We start from the raw sequence: 24,221 nt of genomic DNA on the forward strand, positions 1-24,221 counted from the left end.
CCCATACCGGCGTACGATGCGGATGCGCGAGTGCGACTTGACCGCTCGAGTCATAAACGATGGCTTTTGTAAACCCATACCGCCACCATCGATTATCGACTTCACATATCGAAAGCCGCTGCCCGGCTCCCACCTCGACACCACGAGCCGCACACGAAGCGAACGTGTTCATATGCAGCTCGATTTCCACTCTCTCGACCCACGAGTAGTGCAAATTCAATTCAAAACATCCGTACCAAGCGACCGGGATCACAACGGCGGCAAGCCGAGCTTGGTCCATCCGTCCGCGAAAGGCAGACCGGCACAATCCAGCGAACGCAACGATCGCCAAGACTGCGCTAACGCCCAAATTGAGCGAGAAAAGAACGGGATGAAATCGAGTGTAGAGCGACGTGACGAGCAAGATCGCCCATTTCAGCTTGCGTGCTGAAACAGGCCCGCGCTGGACACCGTCATCGGTGTTCGGCTTCATTCGCGCTCGCCCGATCCGAATGCAGAATTAAATACAAACAGATCTGTACGATTTAAATAGAGCGCGTAACGAACGGCCATTGCTTGGCGCGTGGAACGTGACACTAGGTTTACGGCAATACCCCCGGCCACCTGGTCGAACCAGACGTTCTCATCTTGCGTCATACCACCTCGAGGCTCTTTTTTATCTTAATGCGACGGCTTATTTATATTTTTCAATTCAATTTACGGCCCGGCAAGAATACACGATTCTTATACCGCAAGCTCGCCCAACCGTCGCACCGCCGCCTCCAGATCGCTCGTCCAGCGATTGCCCGCATTCAAGCGCAAGCAATCGTCGAAAGCGCCGCCCTCGCCGAACAAATGGCCTGGCGCGAAACTAATGCCTTCGGCGCGCGCCTGCTCGAATAGCGCGCGGGTGCTGCGCGATCGACCGTCGATGGCCGGCAGCTTCGCCCACAGCACGAGGCCGCCCGCCGGATTCGTAACTTCGGTGCCTGCCGGGAAATATCGCAGCACCGCTTCGCGCAGCGCTTGGTGCTGGGTTTGCAAGGCCGCTTTCAAGCGCCGCAAATGCAAGGCATAACCGCCGGTGGCCAGCAGCTCCGCCACGGCCGCTTGCTGAAGCTCCGCCGTCGCCATGCTCGTGGTGTACTTCAGCGCCTTGACGCGCTCCGTAAAGCGACCGCCCGCGATCCACCCCAGTCGCAATCCGGGGCACAAGCTCTTTGAGTACCCCCCGCAAAGCAATACGTTCCCATGCGCGTCGTCGAACGCGCGTACGGGGCGAGGCCGCGTCTCGCCGAAGCAAAGATCGCCGAAGATATCGTCCTCGATAAGCGGAATATCGTGCTCGCGCAGTAGCGCGACGAGCGCACGCTTTCGCGCATCGTTCGGTACGCTTCCGAGCGGGTTATTGCAATTGGCCACCGTCACCACGGCCTTGATCGGCACGCCGCGATCGAGATCCGTTCTCAATGCATGCAGATCGATTCCCGTGTTCGGGTCGCACGGAATCAATTGAACGCGCATTTCGAGCGCCCGCAACATTTGTAGGAGTACGAAATAGGTGGGCGACTCGACGGCAATCACATCGCCGGGACGCGCGACCGCGCGCAGCGCCAAGTTCAAGGCTTCGACGCATCCGTTCGTCACGACGATCTCGTCGGGATCGAGTTCACAGGCGTACTGCATCGCCTGCCTCGCGATTTGGGCGCGCAGCGCAGGGTATCCCGTGCCGCGCACGTGCGACCCGACGAGATCGCGGTGCTGGTAGGCCAGCCGACGCAAAAGTACGCTGAAGCGCTCGACCGGATACAGCACCGTCTCGGCGGACGCCAAGTCGAGCCCGACGCCGGCCGGAGCCGCCGCAATGGTCAAATGATCGCGAGCCTGCGCATCGAGTTCGGGCATTGGCTTCGCCCACCGGCTTGCGCCCGCCGCCCTTGCGCCGGCGGCGCCGTGTGCGCGCTTGCCCCGTTTCGACCGCTTCGCCACGAAGTACCCGGACCGGGGCCGGGCTTCGATATGTCCGCGCGTCTCGAGCCAACGCAACGCCTGGAGCGCCGTCGATACGCTCATCGCATGCTGCGCGGCGAGCGTGCGCACCGACGGCAGACGCGCGCCTTCGTCCATCGCGGCCTGGTCGATCGCGTCGAGAAGACGTTGCGCCAATTGAAGGTATAGCGGGACGGGCTGCTCGAGACGATCCATGGCGCGCAGATAAAAGAAAGCGTGAAAATCTGTTATGTAACAGATTTGCCCCTGTTGTGTATAGGGACAGGGCGCGGGTCATGCCATCATGAGCACACTTTCGCGGCACTTCAGGACAGGAGAACGACGATGGAAACGGCAGCATTGAAATACGACTTTCGCAGCGATACGGTCACGCGCCCGAGCAGCGCCATGCGGGCGGCGATGGCTTCGGCCGAAGTGGGCGACGACGTGTTCGGCGACGATCCGACCGTCAAACGGCTCGAGGCGCGCGTGGCGGAGCTCATCGGCAAGGAAGCCGGCTTGTTCGTGCCCTCCGGCACACAGTCGAATCTCATCGCACTGATGACGCATTGCGAGCGCGGCGACGAATACATCGTCGGCCAGCAAGCGCACTGCTATCGATGGGAAGCCGGCGGTGCGGCCGTGCTCGGCAGCATCCAGCCGCAACCGCTCGAAAACGGCGCGGACGGAACGCTCGCACTGGCCGACATCGAAGCGGCGATCAAACCGGACGATTCGCACTTTGCGCGCACGCGTTTGCTCGCGCTCGAAAATACGATCGGCGGCAAGATCTTGCCGACCGACTACGTCGGAGCCGCTACCGCCCTGGCCAAACGCCATGGTCTCGCCTGCCATCTCGACGGGGCGCGCCTCATGAATGCGGCCGTGGCGCTCGGCGTACCTGCCGCCACGTTGGCGCAACCGTTCGACACGGTGTCGGTCTGCCTATCGAAAGGCCTCGGCGCCCCCGTCGGCTCGGTCCTTGTCGGCTCGAAGGCCGCTATCGCGCGTGCGCGCCGCTTGCGCAAGATGCTAGGCGGCGGCATGCGGCAGGCCGGTATCCTCGCCGCCGCGGGCCTCTATGCGCTGGAACACAACGTCGAACGGCTCGCACAAGATCATGCGAACGCACGCACGCTCGCGCAGGGCTTGGCGACGCTGCCGGGCTTGAGCGTCTCCCAGCCCGATACGAACATCGTGTTTGTGGGCGTCGATGCGTCGATTGCGCCCGCTTTCGCGGCACACCTCGCCCAGCACGGGATCGGCGTGGTCTCGACCTACGGCTCCACGCGCCAACGCTGGGTCACGCACCTCGATGTGGACGCGGCCGCCGTACAAGAAGCGCTTGCGGTTGCATCGCAATTTGCCCGGTAATCGAGACCGGCACGACGCACATCGTTGCGCACACAACTTATTATTTCGATCGAAGGACTGGCCTCACCCATGCACGCCGATAATTTTTCCCTGGCGGAGTACCTCAACCGCATCGACTTCACGCAAACCCCGCAGGCCGATATCGAGACCGTTGCAGCCATGATGCGGCGTCAACTCTTTACGGTGCCGTTCGAGAACCTCGACGTGCAAGCCGGCAAGATCGTCTCGCTCGTGCCCGAGGACATCGTCGAGAAAATCGTCGGCCGCAAGCGCGGCGGCTATTGCTACGAAGTCAACGGCCTATTCGCCATGGCTTTGGAAGCGCTCGGCATCCGCTACCAATTCGTGGCCGCGCGTCCGATGTTTTATCCGGTGCGGCGCCCGCGTACGCATATGGCCGTTGTGGCGACGCTCGGCGACGAGCGTTGGCTGTGCGATCTCGGCTTCGGCAGCTATGGCATTCGAGCCCCGATGTCCCTTTCGGCTCTAGACGTCGACGTGGCTCAGGACGACGACACCTTCAAGCTGACGCTCGGCGAAGACGGGTTCTACGTGCTCCAGGCGAAGGTCGACGGGCAATGGACGAATCAATACGCGTTCGACCTTTCGCCGCAGGAGTGGGTCGACTTCGATCCGGCCAATTACCTCAACTCCACGCATCCCGACGCGATCTTCGTACGAATGACCGTCGCCGTGGTGATGACAGAAACCGGGCGCAAAATCTTGGGCGGCGACAGCTTTAAGATCGTCTCGCACGGTCGCACTGAAAAGCGCACCCTGGCGGCGAGCGAGTTGCCCAATGTCCTCGCCCGCGAGTTCGGACTTACGATGCAAAGCCGCACCTAGCGGTCACCGAGCCGCGGCGAACAAACCTTTCTTTTGCATTACAATCACAACCTAACTCAATCGCCCTCAAGCCCGCCGCGGCGCCATCCGTACGCATGCCCTCACCCCAGTCGCGCCTTATCGAACTCGATTTCCTTCGCGGTCTCGTGATGCTCGTGATCGTCGTCGATCATATCGGCGGCAGCATCTTGTCGCGATTTACGTTGCATGCTTACGCATTCAACGATGCCGCGGACGTCTTCGTATTTCTGGGCGGATACGCGGCGGCCACGGCCTATCTATCCGTCTCCTCGAAGCGCGGCGAACGAGCGGCGCGCGGACGCTTCGCCCAACGGGCCGCCGAGCTCTATCGCGGCTTTCTCGTCACGGCCGCCTTGATGCTGGCCATCAGCGCCGCGTTCGCGGCACTACGGATCGACGCGCCGAATCTAGTTTCAAGGGATCTCGGGGATTTGGCTGCGATGCCGGCGCAAACCCTATGGGATATCGCATCGTTGAGACGTCAGCCGTATCTTGCATCCGTGCTGCCGATGTACATCGTGTTCGCGTTGGCGGCCCCCGTCGTCGTTCCCCTCGCCGCGAGCCGCCCCTGGCCGTTGCTGGCCGTGAGCGCCACGGTGTGGGGCATTGCGGGGGTGGCCGCCGATTGGCTGCCTTCGATCGACGCATCGACATGGCGCTTCAATCCGCTCGCCTGGCAATTCGTTTTCGTCCTCGGTGCGCTTGCGCGTTCCCAACCCGTCTTTCACGAGGCCCGTACGCGGCTCGGCGCCGGCATGCTCGGCACGGTCGCGGCCGGCGTGGCCACGGCACTGGCTATTGCCAAGCTCGGCGGCTGGAGCGACTTGCACGCCTTTGCCGCCAAGCCCGATCTCGGCTGGCTGCGCCTGCTCAACTTCGCCGCAATCGCATGGCTCGCCGCCGAGATGACGCGGCGCGGTTGGATCGCCTGGCTTGCGCGCCGGGCGCATTGGATCAATCGAATCGGCCGAGCCGGGCTCGTTTCGTTCATCGCGGGCGCGGCGATCTCGCTCGTCGTCGATTCGATTCTTTACGCCCTCACGAACGGCCTATTGCACGTGCCGCTCGGTTTAGCCGCCGACGCGCTCGCGATTGCGGCGCTCGTCGCCGTCGTCCACCTTCGCCAGCCGGGGCCGGCCGCTCGCCTCGCACCGGCCGCCTGATAACGTCGAGCGCTTCGTGTCGCAGCGCTCGAGCACTTGCTTCAACGCAGCGCCTCACGCCACAGCACGGTCAAAATCGTCATCAATGCCGGACCGATGAACAGGCCCACGAGGCCGAACGTCTCCGCGCCGCCGAGAATACCGAACAGCACGAGCAGGAACGGCAGGCGCGTGGTGCTCCCGATCAATCCCGGCCGCACGAAATGTTCGGCCACGAAGACGACGACGCTGCCCGTCGCCAGCACGCCGATCGCACCGGCCATCTGCCCATGCGCGAACAGCCAGAGCGCCGCCAAGCCGAAGGCAACCGGTGCGCAAAACGGCAGCATCGCGGCGATGGCAGTCACGAGTCCCAATTCAGTTGCGTGCGGTAAGCCCGCAACGACATAAGAGATGCCGATGAGCACCCCCTCGCCCAACCCGACCACCACGAGTCCGGTCACCGTCCCCCGTACGGCGGCGGCCATTCGCGTTGCCAGATGCGTGCCGTCGGCGCCGAACACGCGGCGCACCGCCTTGGCGATTTGTTCGGATACTTGAGGTCCGGTGCGCAACACGACGAACAGCGTAAGCAGCATGAAGCCGAAATGCACGACGCCGCGCAATGCGAGCTTGCCGAACTGGCGCCCGGCGGTCGCGACATGGCTACCGCGTAACTCTTGCATGGCCGGCGAGCCCTGGAGCGGGAGCGCAAGATTCGCCTGCCACCAATCGGCAATTTGTTTGCCGAACGGCGCCTGCCTCAAGAAATCGGGCACGGGGATGCCGTTTTGCTCGACGTCGGTCGCCCATTGCATCAAGTGGTGCGTCTCATGCAGCGCCTGCGTGAAAATGCCTACGATCGGCAGGACGACGAAGAGGCCGACAACGGTGGTCAGTGCGAGCGCGATCGCACTCGCGCGAATCGAACTTTGCTTGGGCGCACTCAACCGCTGCAACAAGGGCCAAACGACGATCGCAATGACGAGGGCCCAGACGATGGACGGAATGAACGATCGAATGACCCAAAGCGCAAGCGCGACGAGCACGGCGTAGAGCAGTAACGTCGCAATGCGCTGTCTACGCTTTCCATCGGCGGAATCGTTCGTGGCAAGCGGGAAAATGGGCATGAGAAACGCCTTTGCGATGAGAGTGTCGATCGGCGACATGTTATCGAAGTTCGGCTGCGCTCGATCTCGCCGCCATTGACTTCGCATCGCGGTTTGAAAAAAAATCCAACCGATACGGCGAATTTGACCCGCCGCATTCCACACCATCGCCCAGGAGCGGTCATGCACGTGCGTTTTGCCCCGATCCCATCCCGCATGCGTCTAATCAAGCACGCCGCGGTCGCCGTCGCGCTGACCGCCTTGATCGGTGCGAACGGTCAGGCCATCGCCGCCGGCAACACGCAAGCCGAACCGGCCGAGAACGCAGCCAGCGCAACGGCGCCGTCGAACCGCGACGCCCATGCGCCGCTCGCGGCCAGCGCGGCGCCGGCAGCGGCGTCCTCGGCGACGCAAGCCGTGGACAGCGCGCCAGAGCCGCGCGAGGCCTCCGTCGTGACGAAGCACGCGCTGCGCCTGAACGGTCGCCGGCTCGACTACCAGGCTAGCGCAGGCAACCTCTTGCTGCGCGACGAGAAAGGTCAGCCGGAGGCGAGCATGTTCTATGTCGCCTATACGGCTGGGCCGGCCGGCGAGCGCACTACGCCACGCCCGATCACGTTCCTGTTCAACGGGGGCCCCGGCGCGGCGAGCGTCTTTTTGCTGATGGGCTCGGTCGGCCCGAAACGCGTGCACACGTCGAGCCCGAGCGCCACGGCGCCCGCACCCTACACGCTGACCGACAATCCCGATTCGTTGCTCGACAAAACGGACCTCGTCTTCGTCGATGCGATCGGCACGGGATTCTCGCGGGTGGTGGGGCACGGCAACGCGAAGCACTTTTGGAGTGTGGACGGCGATCTCGATGCCTTCGTCCGGTTCATCGACCGCTACCTCAGCGTCAACGAGCGCTGGAACTCGCCGAAATATCTGATCGGCGAATCGTACGGCACGGCACGCGCGGCCATGCTGGCCTACCGCCTCGGACAGCACGAGATCTCGCTGAACGGTGTCGTGCTGCTCTCCTCGGTGCTCAATTCGGGCATGCGCGCGCCCGGTCTCGATTTGATGTACGTGCGCTATCTGCCCTCATATGCCGCCACCGCCTGGTACCACGACAAGCTCGGCCCCTCTAAACCCGCCGATCTGAGTGCGTTTTTGGACGAGGTGCGCCGCTTTGCACAAGGCCCCTACGCCGCGGCGCTGGCCGAGGGCGATGCGCTCCCCGATACGGAGCGAGATGCGATCGCCGCGCGCGTTGCGCAATACACGGGGCTCGATGCCGCGTACGTCGCGCGTGCGCGGCTGCGCGTCTCGCCCGGGCATTTCCGCAAGCAACTGCTGCTTGGTCGCGCGCGCACCCTCGGCCGCTACGACGGCCGCTTCGAAGGCATCGATGCCGACGAGACCACCTCGTCGCCGGACTACGATCCTTCCGAGAAGTACGTGACGAGCGCTTTCAACGCGGCGTTTCACGAGCACTTGGCGCGAGACCTTCACTATTCGAGCGATACGGCATACCGTGTCTTCAACGACCACGTACTCGACGCGTGGGACTGGAAACATCACGCTTGGTGGGGCGAATCGCTCGAGGTGCCCTATGCGGCAGCCGATCTAGCGGAGGCGATGCGGCAGAACCCGCGCCTGAAGGTGCTGTCCGCCAACGGCTACTTCGATTTGGCGACGCCGTTTTTCGCCACCGAGTACGACTTGTCGCATATGGGCCTCGAGCCGTCGCTGCGCGCGAATCTACGCATCACCTACTACGCGACGGGGCACATGATTTACCTCGACGACTCGGCATTGCACAGACTGAAGGGCGATTTGGATCTATTTTATGACGAAGCGAACCGACCGTGAACGCACAAACTTAAAAGCAAATTGCAATCCCAGCTGAAAATTCAGACCTAGCAAATAGGACCATACGACCATTTATACACTCCATCGACTCGACAACCAAAACAAATCAAGCGTCGATTAATGGAAATATTTTTATATCGAATTCCGAAATCGATATATGACACCACCTTACGAAACACCCACGTCGCATGCTGGGGGCGGATCCGCCCCCAGCCCGGGTGACACAACACATACAGACCTCCATTTCCACTACCACTCCTAACAGCTACACGGCCACCTTTTTGGCTTGTTAGGTTAATAATGCTCAATAAATCGTTGAGCGATTTTATTAACTCCACAATCGAAACGATGGCTCGAGACGGCATCAAATTTTAAATCCGTTGACTCACCGCTATCCCGCGGATACGGCGTCTCTTGGCGTTGCAATCCTAGGAGGTCAAATTGAAGTCGACAGTAAAATCGAAGGGGTCGGTACAAGGTATTTGCAAAACCGCGGCATTGGCTTTGCCGCTCGTCGTCGCTGCGTTGCCGTCTCATGCGGCCAGCGCTCCGACGAGTTGGGTCAGCACTGAAACAAGGGCGTTTCTTACCCCGGCGCAAATGCGGACGTTCGCAGCGGCGCCCGAAGCTCAAGCAGCCGCGGGCGAGCCCGCCCATGTGGTCGTCAGCCTGCGCGTGCGCAACATGAACAAGCTGAAGGCGCTTGGGCTCGCCGTCAACGAGCGCGGCAACAGCAGCTATCACCACTTCCTGACGCCGAAGCAATTCCTTGCCGATTACGCACCGACCGAAGCCGACGTGCAAAAGGTCGTCGCGTACATGCGCAAAAGCGGCTTCGTGAATATCCGCGTATCGAAGAACCGGCTCCTCGTTTCCGCCAACGGCACGGCCGGCACGGTGAAGACGGCCTTCAATACGCCGCTCGTTCACTTCCGTAAGGGCGACCGAACCGTCTTCGCAAACTCGGCGCCCGCGATGGTGCCTGAAGCGCTGGGCGGCACGGTGCTGTCCGTGCTCGGACTCCAGAACGTAACGCGCGCGCATACGATGGCCGTCAGGGGCCCGCGTACGCAAGCGAAGACGATGGCCACCGGTACGGAGACGGGTCACTATCCGACTGAATGGCCGACGTTGTATGGCGCAACCAGTCTGCCCACTGCCTCGAACACGACGGTGGGCATTATCACGATCGGCGGTGCCGACCAAGCGACGCAAGACTTGAATCAGTTCACCCAGGCGAACAACTTGCCGACGGTCAACGTATCCGCGGTGCAAACCGGAGATCCGAGCGGTAACTACAGCGACGATCAAGAAGGTCAAGGCGAATGGGACTTGGATAGCCAGGATGTCGTCGGCGCGGCCGGCGGTGCCGTGAGTCAGCTCCTGTTCTACGAAGCGGACCAGAACGCCTCCGGAAACACGGGCCTCACGCAAGCATTCAACCAAGCCGTCTCCGACAACACGGCAAAGGTCATCAACGTTTCGCTCGGCTGGTGCGAAACCGATGCCCAAGCCGACGGCTCGGTCGCCGCCGAAGATCAGATCTTCGCCACGGCGGTCGCGCAAGGGCAGACGTTCTCGGTGTCCTCCGGCGACGAAGGCGCCTACGAGTGCAACAACCGCGGCTATCCCGACGGCAGCACCTACTCGATCTCGTGGCCCGCGTCCTCGCCGAACGTCATCTCGGTGGGCGGTACGACGCTATACACGACGAGCGGCGGCGGCTGGGCGAGCGAGACCGTCTGGAACGAAGGGCTCGACGGCAACGGCAAGCTGTGGGCATCGACGGGCGGCATCAGCCAGGTCGAAGCGCTGCCCTCGTGGCAAAGCTCGCTGGCGGTGAGCCCGAAGCCCACCGGCCGGGCCGTGCCCGATATCTCGTTCGACGCCGCGCAGGGAACGGGTGCGCTCGTCTACAACTACGGCCAGATTCAACAGATCGGCGGCACGAGCTTGTCTTCGCCAATTTTCGTCGGGTTGTGGGCACGGCTTGAATCCGCGCATTCGAACTCACTGGGCTTTCCCGCAGCCAGCATCTATAGCGCAGTGAAGTCGACGCCGTCGCTCGTGCACGATGTCACGTCCGGCAACAACGGCTACCAAGGCTATGGCTACAAGGCCGCCAAAGGCTGGGACTACCCGACCGGCTGGGGCAGCTTGATCATGTCCAACCTCGCGTCGTACGTGAAGAGCCACTCGTTCGCGCAGTAAAGCGCACGAGGCAAGCCCGAGGCACGCCGATAGGCAACCGCCCGATTCGCCACGAAAGTCCGATGGCGCAAGCCGGGCGGCGTCTCTCGCTTCTCGCCGGCCCGCCCGCAAGCCGGGCCGGCGATTTCGTTGTACGCGCAACAAACAACACAAACGGCATATTGGGCGGCACGTTCGCGGAACTCGGCGCATAATCGCTGCTTTGCGTCCTTGTCCACGCTCGCGTCGCAGCGCCGCTTGTCCATGCCGCTTGCCATCAAAGCTTTTATCGCCCCGCTGATCGTGGCCTGCGCCATGTTCATGGAATCCGTAGACGGCAACATCATCGTCACGGCTTTGCCGTCGATGGCCAGAGACTTCGGCAGCGACCCGGTTGCGTTGAAAGTGGCGATCACGAGCTACGTGGTCGGCCTCGGCGTGTTCATTCCGATCTGCGGTTGGCTGGCCGATCGCTTCGGCGCCCGCACGGTATTTCGAACCGCCATCGGGATTTTCGTCGTCGGCTCGACCTTATGCGGTTTCTCCCACTCGCTGCACGTTTTCACGCTCGCGCGGTTTCTGCAAGGCATCGGCGGAGCGATGATGGTGCCGGTCGGGCGCATCATCATCTTTCGCGCCGTGCCCAAGACGGAGTTCGTGCGTGCGATGAACTATCTGAGTCTGCCCGCGATGTTCGCGCCGGCCGCGGCGCCGTTGCTGGGCGGATTCATCACGACGTATTTGCACTGGCGCCTGATCTTTTTCGTCAACGTGCCCGTCGGCATTCTCGGCATCTATCTCACGAACCGGTACATCGTCAACACGCACGAGCCGCATCCGGGCCCGCTCGACTGGATCGGCTTCCTGCTCTCGGCGAGCGGCGCCTCGCTTTTGCTGCTGGGCCTTTCGTTGATCGGCAGCGACCTGATCTCGGACCGCACCGCCTATGAAATGTGCGTGACAGGCGCGCTACTTCTCGCGCTTTACGTGCTGTACGCCCAACGTGCCGAGCGGCCGCTTCTCGACCTGAAGCTGCTTAGCGTCCCGACCTTTCACGCCAGCGTCCTCGGCGGATCGATGTTTCGGATCGGGCTAGGCGCGGTGCCGTTTTTGCTTCCGCTCGCCTTGCAAGAAGGGCTCGGCATGTCGGCATTTCAATCGGGCGCCATTACGTGCGCTTCGGCGTTCGGCAGCATCTTCATGCGCTCGATGACCTCTTCGGTGCTGCGCGGTTTCGGCTTTCGCAAGGTGCTCATCTACAACGCCGTGTTTTCGGGGATCGCCATCGCGGCCTACGGGACGTTTTTCCCCGGCACGCCCATATGGGCGATGTGGCTCGTCGTCCTGCTCGGCGGGTTCTTTCCCGCACTGCAATTCACGGCCTTGAACTCGATGATCTACGCCGAAATCGCAAGCAAGGACGTCGGGCGCGCCACAAGCCTCGGCAGCGTCGTGCAGCAGATGTCGCTCGGGCTCGGCGTGACCGTCGGCGGAATCGTCCTTCAAATCTCGCGCGCACTGCATGGGCACACCCATGCGCAATGGTCCGACTTCTGGCCGTCGTTCGTCGTCGTCGGGCTGTTCTCGCTCGGCTCGATTCCGATTACGCGCCGGCTCGCGCCCAATGCGGGCGACGAGATCGCCCGAGGCACGCGCGGATAAGCGGTCCCGGCACCCCAAGCCTGTCCGCATCGCTCACGCCGCGATGCCCTGTGTGCCGTCCACGCTGGCGTAGCCCCTCACCGCTTCTACGATGATCGTCGCCAATTGCTCGACCGGGGGCGTGGCCTTGCTCGAAGCCCGCAGCAGCGTCAGCCCGATCGACGGTAACGTCGGCAAGCCGTACTCGCCGGGATCGAGCGTGCGCACCGTGGCCGGCAATCCGTGCGGCGTGCGGACCGTGAGTCCAAGGCCCGCCGCCGCCGCGGCCCATAGGCCCGCGAGGCTCGGGCTCGTCATCGCGACGCGCCAAGCGATACCCGCCCGATCGAGCGCATCCGTCGCCAGCGAACAGACCAAACAACCGCCGTCGAATAAAACGAGCGGCAGCGGCTCGTCGCTGTCGGGCGACCATTGCAAGGCCTCCGAGCCGATCCACCGCATAAGTGGCTTCGCAACCTCGACGCTCGCGCCAGCCGCACGCCGGGCTTGCATCGAGACGTTGCGATCGTCCCATACGAGCGCAAGGTCGAGCTCGCCCGCGTCGAGCCGCGCGGTCAACTCGGCGTTGCGCGCAACTCGCGCCTCGATTCGAACCTTTGGATGCGCGCGGGCGAAGCGGCCTAATACGCCCGGCAGCACCGATTCGGCGAAGTCCTCTTGCAACCCGAGACGCACCCAGCCTTCGAGATCCGTTCCGCGCGCGGCAAACGCGGCTTCGTCGTTCAACTCGACGAGCCGCCGCGCGTAGCGAAGCATCACCTCGCCGGCGTCGGTCAGCCCGAGGCCTCGGCCCGCTTTTCGAAAGAGCGGCGCCCCCACCTGTTCTTCAAGCTTTCTGATTTGCGCACTGACCGCCGAGGTGGAACGCCCCACTCGGTCCGCCGCCTTCGCAAAGCTACCCAAATCCATTCCCGTAACGAAGCTGCGCAACGCCGCGAGATCGAAGTTCGTTTGACTCATCGCACCTCCATCGTCCTGAATTTTCGAATGATCGATTCGAAATTATCCGATTTTCAGGACGATCATAGAGTGCGAGACTGCGTCCGTCAAACCTCATACGGAGTCATGAATGGACACGCGCTATGTCACCCGGGCGCCGCGCAAAGCGTTCGACGCAGCACACCGGTGGAAAGTGCTCGGGGTCGGCGTCGCGGCCAATGCGGGATTCTCCGCGGCGGCGGCCGGGATTCCGACCACGGCGGTATGGATGCGCACGGGCTATCACCTCGGGAACGCCCAATTGGGTATCGCGATCGGCGCGACGGGGCTGGGCATTGCGCTGTCCGAACTTCCGTGGGGCGTCGCGACGGACCGATTCGGCGACCGGCCCGTCCTCATCGCCGGTCTGCTCGCGACCGCGCTCGCGCTGCTCTCGATGGCGCTGTTCATCGTGCCGTCGGCCTCATCGGTACCGGCCTTGCCGATATTGGCCGCCGCCTTGGCCTTGGTGGGCTTGCTCGGCGGCAGCGTCAACGGCTCGAGCGGCCGCGCGATCATGAGCTGGTTCAAGGAAGGCGAACGCGGCATTGCGATGAGCCTCCGGCAAACGGCAGTGCCGCTCGGCGGCGGCATCGGCGCGTCGCTGCTGCCGTGGCTCGCCTCGACCTACGGTTTCGGCGCCGTCTACAGCGCGTTGGCGTTGCTATGCGCCGTGCCCGCCGCGCTGGCGATTCTCTGGCTTCATGAGCCGCCTCATGCAGCCGTGGCCGGGAAGCCCGGCGTCGCGCCGCAACGCACCCCGCTTCGCGACGTCGGAATCTGGCGCGTCGCGCTCGGCATCGGCGTGCTATGCATGCCTCAATTGGCCGTGCTGACCTTTGCCACCGTCTTTTTGCACGACTTCGGCCACCTCGGCATTGCCGGCATCAGCGCGACGATGGCCGCACTGCAAATCGGCGCGATCGTCATGCGGATCTGGAGCGGACGCCATACGGACCGCCGCGGCAACCGCCGGGGCTACATCCGCGGCTCGACGCTCGTCGCCGCAGCCTCGTTCGGCGCGCTGGCACTCGCCGTCGCGCTCGGGCACGCGATGTCGATCGCTTGGGTGATCGGGTTGATCGTTTTCGCCGGCGTCTGCGTCTCCGCTTGGCACGGCGTCGCCTATGCCGAGCTGGCGACACTCGCGGGGCCCGCCCGAGCCGGTACCGCACTCGGGATGGCCAATGCGCTCGTCTACTGCGGCATGTTCCTCGTGCCGTTCTTGCTACCGCATCTGCTGGCCGCTAGTTCGTGGTCGGTCGTGTGGCTCGTCGCGGGACTGATCGCGCTGCTGACCCATCCGTTGTTCCCGCGGCCGGCGCAACGCTAACCGCTCGCCCGAGAAAAAGTGCGGCCGCTCGCACCGAGCGGCCGTCGCCATTTCGCGAAAGCGCAAGCACTAAGCACTACTCACTACGCACCCAACCGATCCGCCAAGTCGACGAAGTCGCTTGCGACGACGTCCCATGCCTGCTCGGCCGCGAGATCCGTGCTTTGAGCCGGGCCATGCTCGGTCGGCCGCGCGACGAACGCCGTCTTCAAACCACATCCGCGCGCCGCGGCCAAATCGCCGTTATGCGCGGCGACAAGGCACACCTGCTCCGGACGCAGCGCCAGTATCTCGACGGTGCGCAAGTACGATTGCGGCGTCGGTTTGTACGCTTGCGCGACTTCGGCGCCGAGAATCGCGTCCCAAGGCAAGCGAGCGCGCTTGCTCATATCGAGCATGAGCCGAATGTTCGCATTGGAAAGCGGCGCAATAATGTAGCGCGCCTTCAGCCGCGTGAGGCCCGGCACCGAATCCGGCCAGGGATCGAGGCGATGCCACGCGAGGTTTAGCGTATCGATCGCATCACGCGGCACACGCGCCGCGTCGATACCGAACTCGGGCAGAACGGCTTCGAGATTTTCCCGGTGCAAAACGTCGAGGCGCGTGAAAGGGCGCCGTCCGCTACGCACTTCTTCCATCGCCGGCGAATAGCGGCGGCGCCAGGTATCGGCAAAGGCAAAAGGATCCGCACCCTCCCCGCCATATTCGGCGAGAAACGGCGCGGCTTCGCGCGCGACGCCGCCACGCCAATCGACCACCGTACCGAACACATCGAACAGCAGCGCTTTCACTTCGTGCAAGCTCATTTCGTTCCCCGTAGGTTCGTCATGCTGTATTACGCGATTCGGGGCAGTCTAGCGCTCATCGATGGAAGGGATGCTCGAATCGGGCAACGCTGCGCCGACACGCACGATCGGCAAAGCCGGTGTACGCTGCCGCATCGCGTCCAAAAAAACGAAGCTCGCCCTCCTCGCCACAGATGATCACGCTTCCCATCGCCGCCGCCCGCACGCTTCATCTCGCCGCTCAAGGACTCCTTACTCCGCCGCGCCGCAAGGCCGTCAAGCAGGACGTGCTGACGGCAATCCAGCGGATGGCGCAGTTGCAGATCGACACGATTCATGTCGTCGCCCGCAGCCCCTATCTCGTTCTGTTCAGCCGAATCGGTCCCTATGCGCCGCAATGGCTCGACGAACTTTTGGCTGAGGGACGTCTGTTCGAATACTGGTCGCACGAAGCCTGTTTCATCCCGATCGAGGATTACGGCCTCATGCGCCATCGCATGTTGGACCCGAGCAAGATGGGATGGAAATACGCGGCCGAATGGCACCAGCGTCATAAGGACGACATCGATCGGCTGCTAGCCCACGTGCAGGAAAACGGTCCCGTCCGCGCTGCCGATTTCGAACGCGAGGCGGGACGCGGCAGCGGCTGGTGGGATTGGAAGCCGGAAAAGCGCCACCTCGAAGTGCTGTTCACGCTGGGGCACTTGATGGTGGCGGAGCGACGCAACTTCCACCGCGTCTACGACGTCGCGCAACGTGTGTTGCCCGATTGGAGCGACAAGCGCGATCTGCCCGCCGCCTCGATCGTGACTCCCACGCTCGTGGAGCGGACTTGTCGCGCGCTCGGCGTCGCGCGCGCCGATTGGATCGCCGATTACTATCGCATCGAACGCCGTAAATACACGGCCGAATTGCATGCGCTCGCCGATGCGGGGGAAGCGGTCCCTGTGAAAGTCGAGGGCTGGAAGGAAGACGTATTCGTTCCGATCGAGTTGGCGCCGCTCATCGACGATGTCGCGCAAGGTCGTCTGCGCTCGACGGTAACGACCGTCCTTTCTCCATTCGACCCGGTGGTCTGGGATCGCAAGCGTGCCTCTATGCTGTTCGACTTCGATTACACGATCGAGTGTTATACGCCGGCGGCCAAGCGCAAATATGGCTACTTCTGTTTGCCGATTCTGCACCGAGGTCGATTGATCGGGCGCGTCGATGCGAAGGCACATCGTGCCCAGGGGATCTTCGAATTGAAAGCGGTCCATCTCGAGCCGGGACTGCGCGTGAGCGCATCGATGCTCGCCGATATGCGCCGAGCACTCGAGCGTTGCGCTAGCTGGCACGGCACGCCCGAATTGGCGATCGGCTCGGCGCCGCGCGAGATCGAGCAAGCCCTGCTCGCGGCGGCTTAACGGCGCGGGACGGCGATCGCCGGACGCGCCGCGCGATTAGGCGAGCGGACTCATCCCGATCAGCCAGCGATGAAGCGCAAACGCGAAGATCGCCCAGGCGACGAGACCGACGATCACGACCTTGGCGTCGCCCGAAACGGTACCGGCCGGATAGCGCACGCCCGCCGCACGATCGCGGCCGCGCGAGACGATCGCGCCGACGGCGCCCCAGATGAGGAACACGCCGAACAAAACAATCGCATTGAGCGTCCCGTTGGCCAGGAGATGCCCGAGCCCCCACATCGCCACGCCCGCCATCATCGGATGCCCGATCGTGCGCTTGATCCGATTGCCGGGCACATAAGCGGCGGCGATCAACACGAACGCGACGGCAACGAACAGCGCAGTCAGGTGACGGATGCCGACCGGCGGGATCCACAATACGTCCGGGACACGCCGCGCCACGCCATAGCCCCAAACGATCAAAACGAATCCGACGAGCGAGGCGACGGAATACAGTCCTTTCCAACCGTGTTCGCCGAAGCGGACGACCTGGGCATCGCGCCATGACGGCGACACAAGCCGTATCGAGTGCACGCCGATGAAAATGAGCAAGCCCAGAATCAGTATCGCCACGTCGAACTCCTTCGTTGTTACCGGCTTTATCTGCGTGTCGCGGGTGAACTCGAGGGGGGCGCCGCACGGCGCCCGGTTGCGAGCAATGTCAGGTCAGGGCGCCGCGGCGATCACTTGCGCCATGGCCGCCGTCAGCTTCTTGGCGTAAGGCACATGGAGGAATTCGTTCGGGCCGTGCGCGTTCGATTTCGGACCCAAGACGCCGCAAACGACGAATTGCGATTTCGGAAAGCCTTCCTGCAAGACGTTCATGAGCGGAATCGTGCCGCCTTGCCCGATAAACGCGCAATCGGCGCCGAAGTAATCGCGCGATGCTTCGTTGACCGCGGTAGCCAGCCAGGGCGCCAGCTCCGGCGCATTCCATCCGTATGCGGCGGCCTCCGGCTTGAACGTGACCTTGGCGTTGTACGGCGGATCGAGTTCGAGCAGCGCTTTGAGGTCGGCCACGGCGCGCGCCGCATCGACGAGCGCCGGCACGCGCAGCGAGAGCTTGAATGCCGTGCGCGGGCGCAAAACGTTGCCGGCGCTCGCGAGCGGCGGGAGCCCTTGCGCCCCCGTCACCGATAGCGACGGACGCCAGGTCGCATTGAGCAGGGCTTCGTAGGGATCGGCCGTGACCGGTAGCACCGGCTTGCCGTCTTGTCCGCAGGCCCAGGGCGACGCCTTCCACACTTCTTCGCCGAGAATGCCCGCGGTCGCGCGCGCTTCGTCCAGCCGGCCCGCCGGAATCTCGCAGTGAAACGCGGACGGCAGCAACTTGCCCGTCGCCGAATCCTCGAGCCGCTCGAATAGCTGCCGCATGATACGGAAGCTCGATGGAACGATGCCGCCGAAACTGCCCGAATGCACGCCCTCGTCGAGCACCTGAACTTCGAGCGAACCGCCTACGAGTCCCCGTAGCGACGTAGTCAGCCAGAGCTGATCGTAATTGCCCGCCCCCGAATCGAGGCAGACGACGAGCCCGACGTTGCCGAGCCGGTCGCGTAGCGCGTCGACATAAGGGAGCAGATCGTAGCTGCCCGATTCCTCGCAGGTCTCGATGAGACCGACGCAGCGCGGCCGTTCGATGCCTTGCGCATCGAGCGCCGCCAGCGCGCACAGGCTCGCGTAAATCGCGTAGCCGTCGTCGGCACCGCCGCGGCCGTACAGCTTGCCGTCCTCGAGCTTCGGCGTCCACGGGCCGAGGTCGCGCCGCCATCCCTCGAATTCGGGTTGTTTATCGAGGTGGCCGTAAAGCAAGACGGTATCGGTGCTCCCCGAACGCGTAGCCGGCGTCTCGAAGAAAATCACCGGCGTGCGTCCGGGCAGCCGCACGATCTCCAGCTTGAGCCCACGGACCCGCTGCGCTTGCGCCCAAGCGGCGGCATCGGCGACGACCCGTTCAAGATATCCGTGTTTATCCCAATCGGCATCGAAAGCAGGGCTTTTGGCGGGGATCGCGATGTAATCGGTCAGCGCAGGAATGATCTCGTCATTCCATTTGCGCTCGACGAATTCGGTCAATGCGGGGCGGTCGATCGATGTCTCGTTTTGCTGCTTCGCATCAAGTGCGGTCATGGCGGTGGGCTGTGGCAGTCAAAGCGCACATGATAGTCCCGATTCGGCTGTCCTGAATCGGAAACGTATGAGGCAAAACCGAACATCGCGAGCAGAGCGCGTGCCTTCAAGCAAAAACCTGTGGAACGCGCGACAATCCGTCATACCCCACCCTCGAGGCAGGCATCATGTTGGATCGAATTGCCCTCCAAGTCGTCGAGGTGGTGTTTGCGCTGGCGATCTACTTTTTGCCGGCGATCATCGCGGACCATCGCAAACGCCACGACGTGCTGACGCTCGCCCTGTTCAATGCATGTTTGGGTTGGACCGTCCTCGGCTGGCTTCTCGCGCTGTATTGGGCCCACTTGCCGAATCCCCCCGCAAGCTTGGCGCGCGAAGTCACGGCCAAGCGCAAGCTGCTGCGGATGACGGCGTTTTCGAGCGCGCTAATGGCGCGGATCGACCGGCGGGCAACTAAGCAAGACAGCGCGCATCGCCACTAAGAGGCCTGTACGGCAAACGAGAGCCGTACCTTGAGGGACGCGGGGTTAAGGGCCCGCAGACGGCATCACAGACGGCATCGCACCGTGAGCATCAAAGGGCGGACTTCAGCGCCGCCTCGACGAACGGCATGCCGGCCGCCACCGAGCCGGCCATCGCCGCGGCGTAGAGGCGAACGTGAACGAGGCCCGGCGAAATCGAGCGTGGCTCGCGCCCCAGCGCCTCCCCGGCAAACGTATCTTGACGGAACTCGCCGTGCTCGTCGAACCATTGGCATAGGACAGCGTCGTTCGAGACAGCCGTCACCGTCATGCGCGAACCACCCACCTTCAGGGTCACGACATCACCTACGCAAAACTGATCAACTAGGTCACGGGTAGCCGTCGACATATGAACTCCGTCGCAAAGCATTGGTCCGTCCGATTAAGGACGGTAAGCGATTCGTGCGTTAGCAAACGGAATGAAACGGCAAAACCGTTTGCTGTCTTGACCGCCTCGGCTTAGCACCGAGGTCAAGGACAGACTAACAATAGAATAAATATTCTACAAGCGATTTTAGGGAAAACATGGAGTCGAATTTCTCATTCGACATCTAGCAGACGATCTAAATCGTTTACCCCCTATTTCGGGGACAGATATCCGCGAAAATGTAACAATCGTACTTTTCACGGAGTGCGCGCCACGCCTGAAACCCTTGCAGGACGGAGCGCCTCCCTATTTCGAGGTCAATTAATTCCGCCCGCCCCAGGAACCCAACGACGATATAACGCGAGCCCCTCTTTCATTTTGATCGAGATCAATTCTGCATTGCGTCATTATCCGATCCGGATAAATCAAAACCAATGAATTAAGCAAAATAGAATGAAAACGTTTCCGGCTCGAAATAAATTATCTCTAAACTGTCGCGATCCTCTCTGCAAGATGACCGCGAGTCGCGGGCGCAGGTGCGCTTCAGGCGTGTGCGTCCAACATGGCGCAGCTGCGACGCGATGCCACCACGATGAGCTTCATCGTGGCGCGCGTCGCGCCGACGAACAATTTACGGGCCGCGCGCTCGTCGAACGCCTCGAAGTCGACTTCGGTCAGCACCACGCACGGTGCCGACTGCCCCTTGAACCGATAAATCGATTCGAGCAGGACATCGCCGTCACGATATTCGGGATTGCCGAATAGATCGTATTTACCCGTGAAGCTACGCAGCCGATGCGGGCCCAAATGCTCGAGCGCGGTCAGCGCGGAGCCTTCGCGCCCTCGGAACGAGAGGACGGCGATGTCTTGCTTGCGAAAACCCAGCGCGAGCGCTTGCGTGATGGCCCGCTTGGTCGCATCGACGACCGCTTCGTCTTGCGTATCGTCATACGGCGTGAAGGAAATCTGCGAGCCGTCGAACGGGCTGCCGGCAAGGAGCCCGGCCGCTCGCGGCACGGCCGCGCCGACCTTCTCGCGCACGAAATCCAAAATATCGCGCGGGCTGCGATAGTTCGTCATCTCCGTGAGCACGGTCCACCCCGGTAACGCGACCGGTTCGCGCATATAGAGGTTTTGCAGCGGATCCTCGAGCCACCACCAGGCGCCGCCCTGGCGAACCAGACGCGATAGCGCTTCCACCCACGGTTCTTGAAAATCCTGCCCTTCGTCGACGATCAATACGTCGAATTGCCAACGCGCTTCGATCGGCGCACTCACGAACGCCGCCTCCAATCGCGCGAACACGTCGGCCGCGCGGAAATCCTGCACCGCCCCCACGTCTCGCGCCACCCAATCGCATAGCTGGTGGTAGTTCGCGACACGTGCCCCTTCGGGCGCGACGCGGGCAATATAGTCGGCCAGCGGCCGGTTGAAGCAGACATATAAGGCGCGCTTGCCGTTTGCCGCCGCATCCTTCATGACTTGCACGGCCAGTTGCGTCTTGCCCGAGCCTGCGGTCCCGATCACGCGCAGCCGAAACGGCGTGAACTCGAGCCGGCGCGCCCACGTCGCCAATCCGCCAGACAGGCGCGTCACGAGCGTGCCCGCCTGCCCGACGAGCGCGCTCGTATCGGGCGTCAGCGCCAATTCGTCGGCCAAGAAGTGATGAATCTTCGCAGCGCTCGGCAACTTCGGCTCATCGGCCGGCAGCGCGGCCAGGATGACCGAGACGAGACGATCCTTGCGCGTCGCATCGACGATGCTCTCGACAGGCACGCCCGCAATGGCCGCGTTCTTCACGATGTAGTCGGGACAAAACAAGAGCGCTTCGATACAGTACGTACCCGCGCCGAAGGCGGCCGTGAACCGTCGATGGAGACTTTCGACGGTCCTCGCGAGCTGGATCGAGACGTTCCGCTCGGTTTGCAGGTAGACCTTGACGAGTCCCTTCGGCGTCTCGCGCAGGAAACCGGCCTTTTGCTCGACGAGCATGAGCCGCCCTGCCGGGCTCACGATCACGAAGTCCGCTTCGCCGAATACGGAGAAAGCCCGATTCAGGCGAGTCCAATGCACGCCGTGATACACGGTGTAGTCGTCGGGCAGCGCCTGCTCGAGCAACGTGAGCGTTTCGCGCTCGCGCTCGGCGGCGCCGGTTGCGGCCAGATTCTTCCAATCGTCGGGAATTAGGCGTGCCATGGCGGGGTAATCCTCGCTTTGAGGTTCTGAATTCGGCGTATTGTACAAACCGCGCGGCGCCGGCTTGCTCGAAACGATCGAGACGCCGCTGCTTTCTTCCGGAGGAAAAATCAAATGCTGAAGATTTGGGGACGCGCCAACTCGGTCAACGTACAAAAGATTTTGTGGTGCTGCGACGAGTTGGGCGTCCCGTTCGAGCGCGTCGATGCAGGCTTGCAGTTCGGCCGCGTCAACGACCCCGACTACCGGGAACTCAATCCCAACGGTCAGATTCCGACGCTCGTGGACGGCACGTTCGTCCTCTGGGAGTCGAACTCGATCCTGCGCTACCTGGCCATGCAATACGGCGCGTCGAGCTCGCTGTACCCGGCCGATCCGAAGCTGCGCGCGAGCATCGATCGGTGGCTCGATTGGTCGCTCTCGACCTTGGCGCCCGCGGAACGGCCCGTTTTCATCGCCCTCGTGCGCACGCCGCCCGAGCAGCGCGATATGGACGCGCTCGCCGCGAATATGAAGACGCTAGTGGCGCGCTGGAAAATCGTCGACGGTCACTTGCAAGGGCGCTTTCATCCCGAAGGCGACCGTTTCACGATCGCCGACATCGTGCTGGGCGCATTCGCGAAACGTTGGTTCGGGCTCGAGGGAATCGAGCGTCCGCCGATGCCGAGCCTCGAGCGCTGGTATCAGCGATTGACGCAGCGCGCCGCCTTCAAGAAGTACATCGATCTGCCTTTGACCTGAAACTGCGCGGCGCGCGCGGTGCCGTCACGGATGCGCACGGCGCTCGCCCGCTTGTTCGAGCAACGTATCGAGCAGCGGCAATTGAACGGGCTTGGTCAGGTGCAGATCGAAACCCTGATCCAGCGAGCGCGCAACGTCGCTCTCTTGGCCGAACCCGGTCATGGCGGCAAAGCGTGCGTCGCCAAGCGCCTTGATGCGTTTGAGCTGACGTAAGACTGCGAAGCCGTCGGCACCGGGCATCGCGATGTCGATGAGGGCGACGTCGATTCGGTCGGAATGTTCCGCGGCGTCGAGTGCCTGCGCGCCGCTATAAGCCACCTGGACGCGATGCCCCTTCATGCGCAGCAACATCGCCATGCTGTCCGCCGAATCGCAGTTGTCGTCGACGACGAGCACGGCCAGCGTCCCCAACTCCGCATGGCCCGTCGAATTGCCGCGCATCCCTTCGTCGTTGGCGGCGCCTTGCACCGCGAACAGCGGCAGCCGCACGGTAAACATGGCGCCGTGCCCCAGGCCGTCGCTGGCCGCCTCGATCGATCCGCCGTGCATCTCGACGAGCCAACGGCACAGCGTCAGTCCGATCCCTAGGCCGCTTTCCTTCCGCTCGAATCGGTTGTCGGCCTGAACGAACAAATCGAAGATCGATTCGAGGGCCGTGGCCTCGATGCCGCAGCCGTCGTCGGACACGCGCAAACGCGCGAAAGAGCCGACCTTGTCGATCTCGACGCTGATGCGTCCTCCGTGCTCGGAGAACTTGGACGCGTTATTCAGCAAGCCTTGCACGACTTGCACGAGCCGCGTGCTGTCGCCGTTCACCATGATCCCCGTCGGCGGCACATGCACTTCCACCGCTTGCTGACGCAATGCGACATGCGGACGAATCATCTCGATCGCGCGCACGACGATGTCCGACAACTCCACGGGCTCCAGCCGCAATGCGACCTTGCCAGTCGTGATGCGGCCCGCGTCGAGAAGATCGTCGACGAGGCGGGTCAAATGCGAAATCTGCCGATCGATCATGTCGCGGCACTGACGCAACGTAGGGCTGACAAGCGGCTCGAGCATCATCACGCTCAGCGCGTTGCTGACCGGCGCGAGCGGATTGCGCAATTCGTGGGCGAGCGTCGCCAAGAATTCGTTCATATGCTGGCTCGCGGCCTCGAGCTCGCGCAGCCGCTTGCGCTCCGTCATGTCGCGCGTGACTTTCGCGAAGCCGCGCAGCCGCGGCCCGTCGTCGCTCGGCGTGTAGACGGCACGAATGACGACGTTGGCCCAAAACATCGTGCCGTCCTTGCGCACGCGCCAGCCTTCCTCCTCGACTCGGCCGGTGCGCGCTGCAACGCTCAATTCGGCCTCGGGCGTGCCCCTGGCGACGTCATCGGGCGGATAAAACATCGAGAAGTGCTGACCGAGCACTTCTTGCGCGGTATAGCCCTTGATCTTCTCGGCACCGCTGTTCCAACTGATGATGCATCCGTCGGTGTCGAGCAAGTAAATGGCGTAGTCCTGCACGGACTCGAGCAAAATCCGCAGACGTTCTTCGGACGTCACCA

The 24,221-nt window shown here is 62.9% G+C and carries 19 protein-coding genes; 10 read left to right on the forward strand and 9 right to left on the reverse strand.

From position 1 onward, the window contains the following. Window positions 1-723 precede the first annotated feature (723 nt). Window positions 724-2,184 (reverse strand): PLP-dependent aminotransferase family protein, encoded by a 1,461-nt coding sequence (locus AB1286_RS28275; RefSeq protein ID WP_430366504.1) that lies wholly within the window; start codon window positions 2,182-2,184, stop codon window positions 724-726. A 129-nt stretch (window positions 2,185-2,313) separates the two neighbouring features. On the opposite strand from AB1286_RS28275, the gene ltaE reads away from it, so the two are divergent. The 3 genes from ltaE (at window position 2,314) to AB1286_RS28290 (ending at window position 5,372) form a co-directional block, all read left to right on the forward strand. Beyond that, entirely contained in the window at window positions 2,314-3,342 is a 1,029-nt protein-coding gene (gene ltaE / locus AB1286_RS28280) for a low-specificity L-threonine aldolase (RefSeq protein ID WP_430366505.1), read from the forward strand. A gap of 69 nt (window positions 3,343-3,411) precedes the next feature. Continuing rightward, window positions 3,412-4,188 (forward strand): arylamine N-acetyltransferase family protein, encoded by a 777-nt coding sequence (locus AB1286_RS28285; protein WP_430366506.1) that lies wholly within the window; start codon window positions 3,412-3,414, stop codon window positions 4,186-4,188. A gap of 95 nt (window positions 4,189-4,283) precedes the next feature. Further along, window positions 4,284-5,372 (forward strand): OpgC domain-containing protein, encoded by a 1,089-nt coding sequence (locus tag AB1286_RS28290; protein ID WP_430366507.1) that lies wholly within the window; start codon window positions 4,284-4,286, stop codon window positions 5,370-5,372. A 41-nt stretch (window positions 5,373-5,413) separates the two neighbouring features. Here the strand turns inward: AB1286_RS28290 and AB1286_RS28295 are convergent, their stop codons facing one another. After that, window positions 5,414-6,481 carry an AI-2E family transporter gene (locus tag AB1286_RS28295; RefSeq protein WP_430366508.1) on the reverse strand — a complete coding sequence of 356 codons (1,068 nt, stop codon included), beginning with the start codon at window positions 6,479-6,481 and terminating at the stop codon, window positions 5,414-5,416. A 195-nt stretch (window positions 6,482-6,676) separates the two neighbouring features. Between AB1286_RS28295 and AB1286_RS28300 the strand changes: the two genes are divergently transcribed. The 3 genes from AB1286_RS28300 to AB1286_RS28310 all read left to right on the forward strand — a co-directional run bounded on the left by AB1286_RS28300 (window position 6,677) and on the right by AB1286_RS28310 (window position 12,169). Further along, window positions 6,677-8,317: a S10 family peptidase gene (locus tag AB1286_RS28300; protein ID WP_430366509.1), complete on the forward strand. Its 1,641-nt coding sequence runs from the start codon at window positions 6,677-6,679 to the stop codon at window positions 8,315-8,317. Between the two features lie 441 nt (window positions 8,318-8,758). Next, a complete protein-coding gene (locus AB1286_RS28305; RefSeq protein WP_430366510.1) occupies window positions 8,759-10,528 on the forward strand; it encodes a S53 family peptidase in 1,770 nt (589 codons plus the stop codon). 243 nt (window positions 10,529-10,771) lie between these two features. Further along, window positions 10,772-12,169, forward strand: a complete 1,398-nt coding sequence (locus AB1286_RS28310) for an MFS transporter (protein ID WP_430367351.1) — start codon at window positions 10,772-10,774, stop codon at window positions 12,167-12,169. A gap of 33 nt (window positions 12,170-12,202) precedes the next feature. Here the strand turns inward: AB1286_RS28310 and AB1286_RS28315 are convergent, their stop codons facing one another. Continuing rightward, window positions 12,203-13,129 (reverse strand): LysR substrate-binding domain-containing protein, encoded by a 927-nt coding sequence (locus tag AB1286_RS28315; RefSeq protein ID WP_430366511.1) that lies wholly within the window; start codon window positions 13,127-13,129, stop codon window positions 12,203-12,205. 109 nt (window positions 13,130-13,238) lie between these two features. Between AB1286_RS28315 and AB1286_RS28320 the strand changes: the two genes are divergently transcribed. Beyond that, a complete protein-coding gene (locus tag AB1286_RS28320) occupies window positions 13,239-14,480 on the forward strand; it encodes an MFS transporter (protein WP_430366512.1) in 1,242 nt (413 codons plus the stop codon). 83 nt (window positions 14,481-14,563) lie between these two features. On the opposite strand, the gene AB1286_RS28325 is transcribed toward AB1286_RS28320, so the two are convergent. After that, complete coding sequence (locus tag AB1286_RS28325; protein ID WP_430366513.1) at window positions 14,564-15,286, reverse strand: haloacid dehalogenase type II; 723 nt, start codon at window positions 15,284-15,286, stop codon at window positions 14,564-14,566. A 173-nt stretch (window positions 15,287-15,459) separates the two neighbouring features. On the opposite strand from AB1286_RS28325, the gene AB1286_RS28330 reads away from it, so the two are divergent. After that, window positions 15,460-16,671, forward strand: a complete 1,212-nt coding sequence (locus tag AB1286_RS28330; RefSeq protein WP_430366514.1) for a winged helix-turn-helix domain-containing protein — start codon at window positions 15,460-15,462, stop codon at window positions 16,669-16,671. A 36-nt stretch (window positions 16,672-16,707) separates the two neighbouring features. Here the strand turns inward: AB1286_RS28330 and AB1286_RS28335 are convergent, their stop codons facing one another. Together AB1286_RS28335 and AB1286_RS28340 are read right to left on the reverse strand one after the other, a co-directional pair. After that, window positions 16,708-17,286 carry an NnrU family protein gene (locus AB1286_RS28335; RefSeq protein ID WP_430366515.1) on the reverse strand — a complete coding sequence of 193 codons (579 nt, stop codon included), beginning with the start codon at window positions 17,284-17,286 and terminating at the stop codon, window positions 16,708-16,710. 93 nt (window positions 17,287-17,379) lie between these two features. Then, entirely contained in the window at window positions 17,380-18,843 is a 1,464-nt protein-coding gene (locus AB1286_RS28340) for a M20 family metallopeptidase (RefSeq protein WP_430366516.1), read from the reverse strand. Between the two features lie 167 nt (window positions 18,844-19,010). Between AB1286_RS28340 and AB1286_RS28345 the strand changes: the two genes are divergently transcribed. Next, window positions 19,011-19,325: a superinfection immunity protein gene (locus AB1286_RS28345; protein WP_430366517.1), complete on the forward strand. Its 315-nt coding sequence runs from the start codon at window positions 19,011-19,013 to the stop codon at window positions 19,323-19,325. Between the two features lie 91 nt (window positions 19,326-19,416). Here AB1286_RS28345 and AB1286_RS28350 read toward each other — a convergent pair whose 3' ends face one another. After that, window positions 19,417-19,713 (reverse strand): YodC family protein, encoded by a 297-nt coding sequence (locus tag AB1286_RS28350; protein ID WP_430366518.1) that lies wholly within the window; start codon window positions 19,711-19,713, stop codon window positions 19,417-19,419. Window positions 19,714-20,274: 561 nt separating this feature from the next. Continuing rightward, window positions 20,275-21,927: an ATP-binding domain-containing protein gene (locus AB1286_RS28355; protein ID WP_430366519.1), complete on the reverse strand. Its 1,653-nt coding sequence runs from the start codon at window positions 21,925-21,927 to the stop codon at window positions 20,275-20,277. A gap of 114 nt (window positions 21,928-22,041) precedes the next feature. On the opposite strand from AB1286_RS28355, the gene AB1286_RS28360 reads away from it, so the two are divergent. After that, window positions 22,042-22,668, forward strand: a complete 627-nt coding sequence (locus AB1286_RS28360) for a glutathione S-transferase family protein (RefSeq protein WP_430366520.1) — start codon at window positions 22,042-22,044, stop codon at window positions 22,666-22,668. Window positions 22,669-22,692: 24 nt separating this feature from the next. Here the strand turns inward: AB1286_RS28360 and AB1286_RS28365 are convergent, their stop codons facing one another. Further along, window positions 22,693-24,219, reverse strand: coding sequence for a hybrid sensor histidine kinase/response regulator (locus tag AB1286_RS28365; RefSeq protein WP_430366521.1), 1,527 nt, complete (start codon window positions 24,217-24,219; stop codon window positions 22,693-22,695). Window positions 24,220-24,221 lie beyond the last annotated feature (2 nt).

This window comes from Trinickia sp. NRRL B-1857, assembly GCF_050470685.1.
Classification (GTDB): domain Bacteria; phylum Pseudomonadota; class Gammaproteobacteria; order Burkholderiales; family Burkholderiaceae; genus Trinickia.

What these genes read in the sequence shown, in the direction of transcription:
- ltaE (WP_430366505.1), top strand. Translation starts at nt 2,314, where the DNA reads ATGGAAACGGCAGCATTGAAATACGACTTTCGCAGCGATACGGTCACG.
- AB1286_RS28355 (WP_430366519.1), bottom strand. Translation starts at nt 21,927, where the DNA reads ATGGCACGCCTAATTCCCGACGATTGGAAGAATCTGGCCGCAACCGGC.
- AB1286_RS28290 (WP_430366507.1), top strand. Translation starts at nt 4,284, where the DNA reads ATGCCCTCACCCCAGTCGCGCCTTATCGAACTCGATTTCCTTCGCGGT.
- AB1286_RS28320 (WP_430366512.1), top strand. Translation starts at nt 13,239, where the DNA reads ATGGACACGCGCTATGTCACCCGGGCGCCGCGCAAAGCGTTCGACGCA.
- AB1286_RS28330 (WP_430366514.1), top strand. Translation starts at nt 15,460, where the DNA reads ATGATCACGCTTCCCATCGCCGCCGCCCGCACGCTTCATCTCGCCGCT.
- AB1286_RS28350 (WP_430366518.1), bottom strand. Translation starts at nt 19,713, where the DNA reads ATGTCGACGGCTACCCGTGACCTAGTTGATCAGTTTTGCGTAGGTGAT.
- AB1286_RS28310 (WP_430367351.1), top strand. Translation starts at nt 10,772, where the DNA reads ATGCCGCTTGCCATCAAAGCTTTTATCGCCCCGCTGATCGTGGCCTGC.
- AB1286_RS28295 (WP_430366508.1), bottom strand. Translation starts at nt 6,481, where the DNA reads ATGCCCATTTTCCCGCTTGCCACGAACGATTCCGCCGATGGAAAGCGT.
- AB1286_RS28285 (WP_430366506.1), top strand. Translation starts at nt 3,412, where the DNA reads ATGCACGCCGATAATTTTTCCCTGGCGGAGTACCTCAACCGCATCGAC.
- AB1286_RS28315 (WP_430366511.1), bottom strand. Translation starts at nt 13,129, where the DNA reads ATGAGTCAAACGAACTTCGATCTCGCGGCGTTGCGCAGCTTCGTTACG.
- AB1286_RS28360 (WP_430366520.1), top strand. Translation starts at nt 22,042, where the DNA reads ATGCTGAAGATTTGGGGACGCGCCAACTCGGTCAACGTACAAAAGATT.
- AB1286_RS28345 (WP_430366517.1), top strand. Translation starts at nt 19,011, where the DNA reads ATGTTGGATCGAATTGCCCTCCAAGTCGTCGAGGTGGTGTTTGCGCTG.
- AB1286_RS28340 (WP_430366516.1), bottom strand. Translation starts at nt 18,843, where the DNA reads ATGACCGCACTTGATGCGAAGCAGCAAAACGAGACATCGATCGACCGC.
- AB1286_RS28325 (WP_430366513.1), bottom strand. Translation starts at nt 15,286, where the DNA reads ATGAGCTTGCACGAAGTGAAAGCGCTGCTGTTCGATGTGTTCGGTACG.
- AB1286_RS28275 (WP_430366504.1), bottom strand. Translation starts at nt 2,184, where the DNA reads ATGGATCGTCTCGAGCAGCCCGTCCCGCTATACCTTCAATTGGCGCAA.
- AB1286_RS28300 (WP_430366509.1), top strand. Translation starts at nt 6,677, where the DNA reads ATGCGTCTAATCAAGCACGCCGCGGTCGCCGTCGCGCTGACCGCCTTG.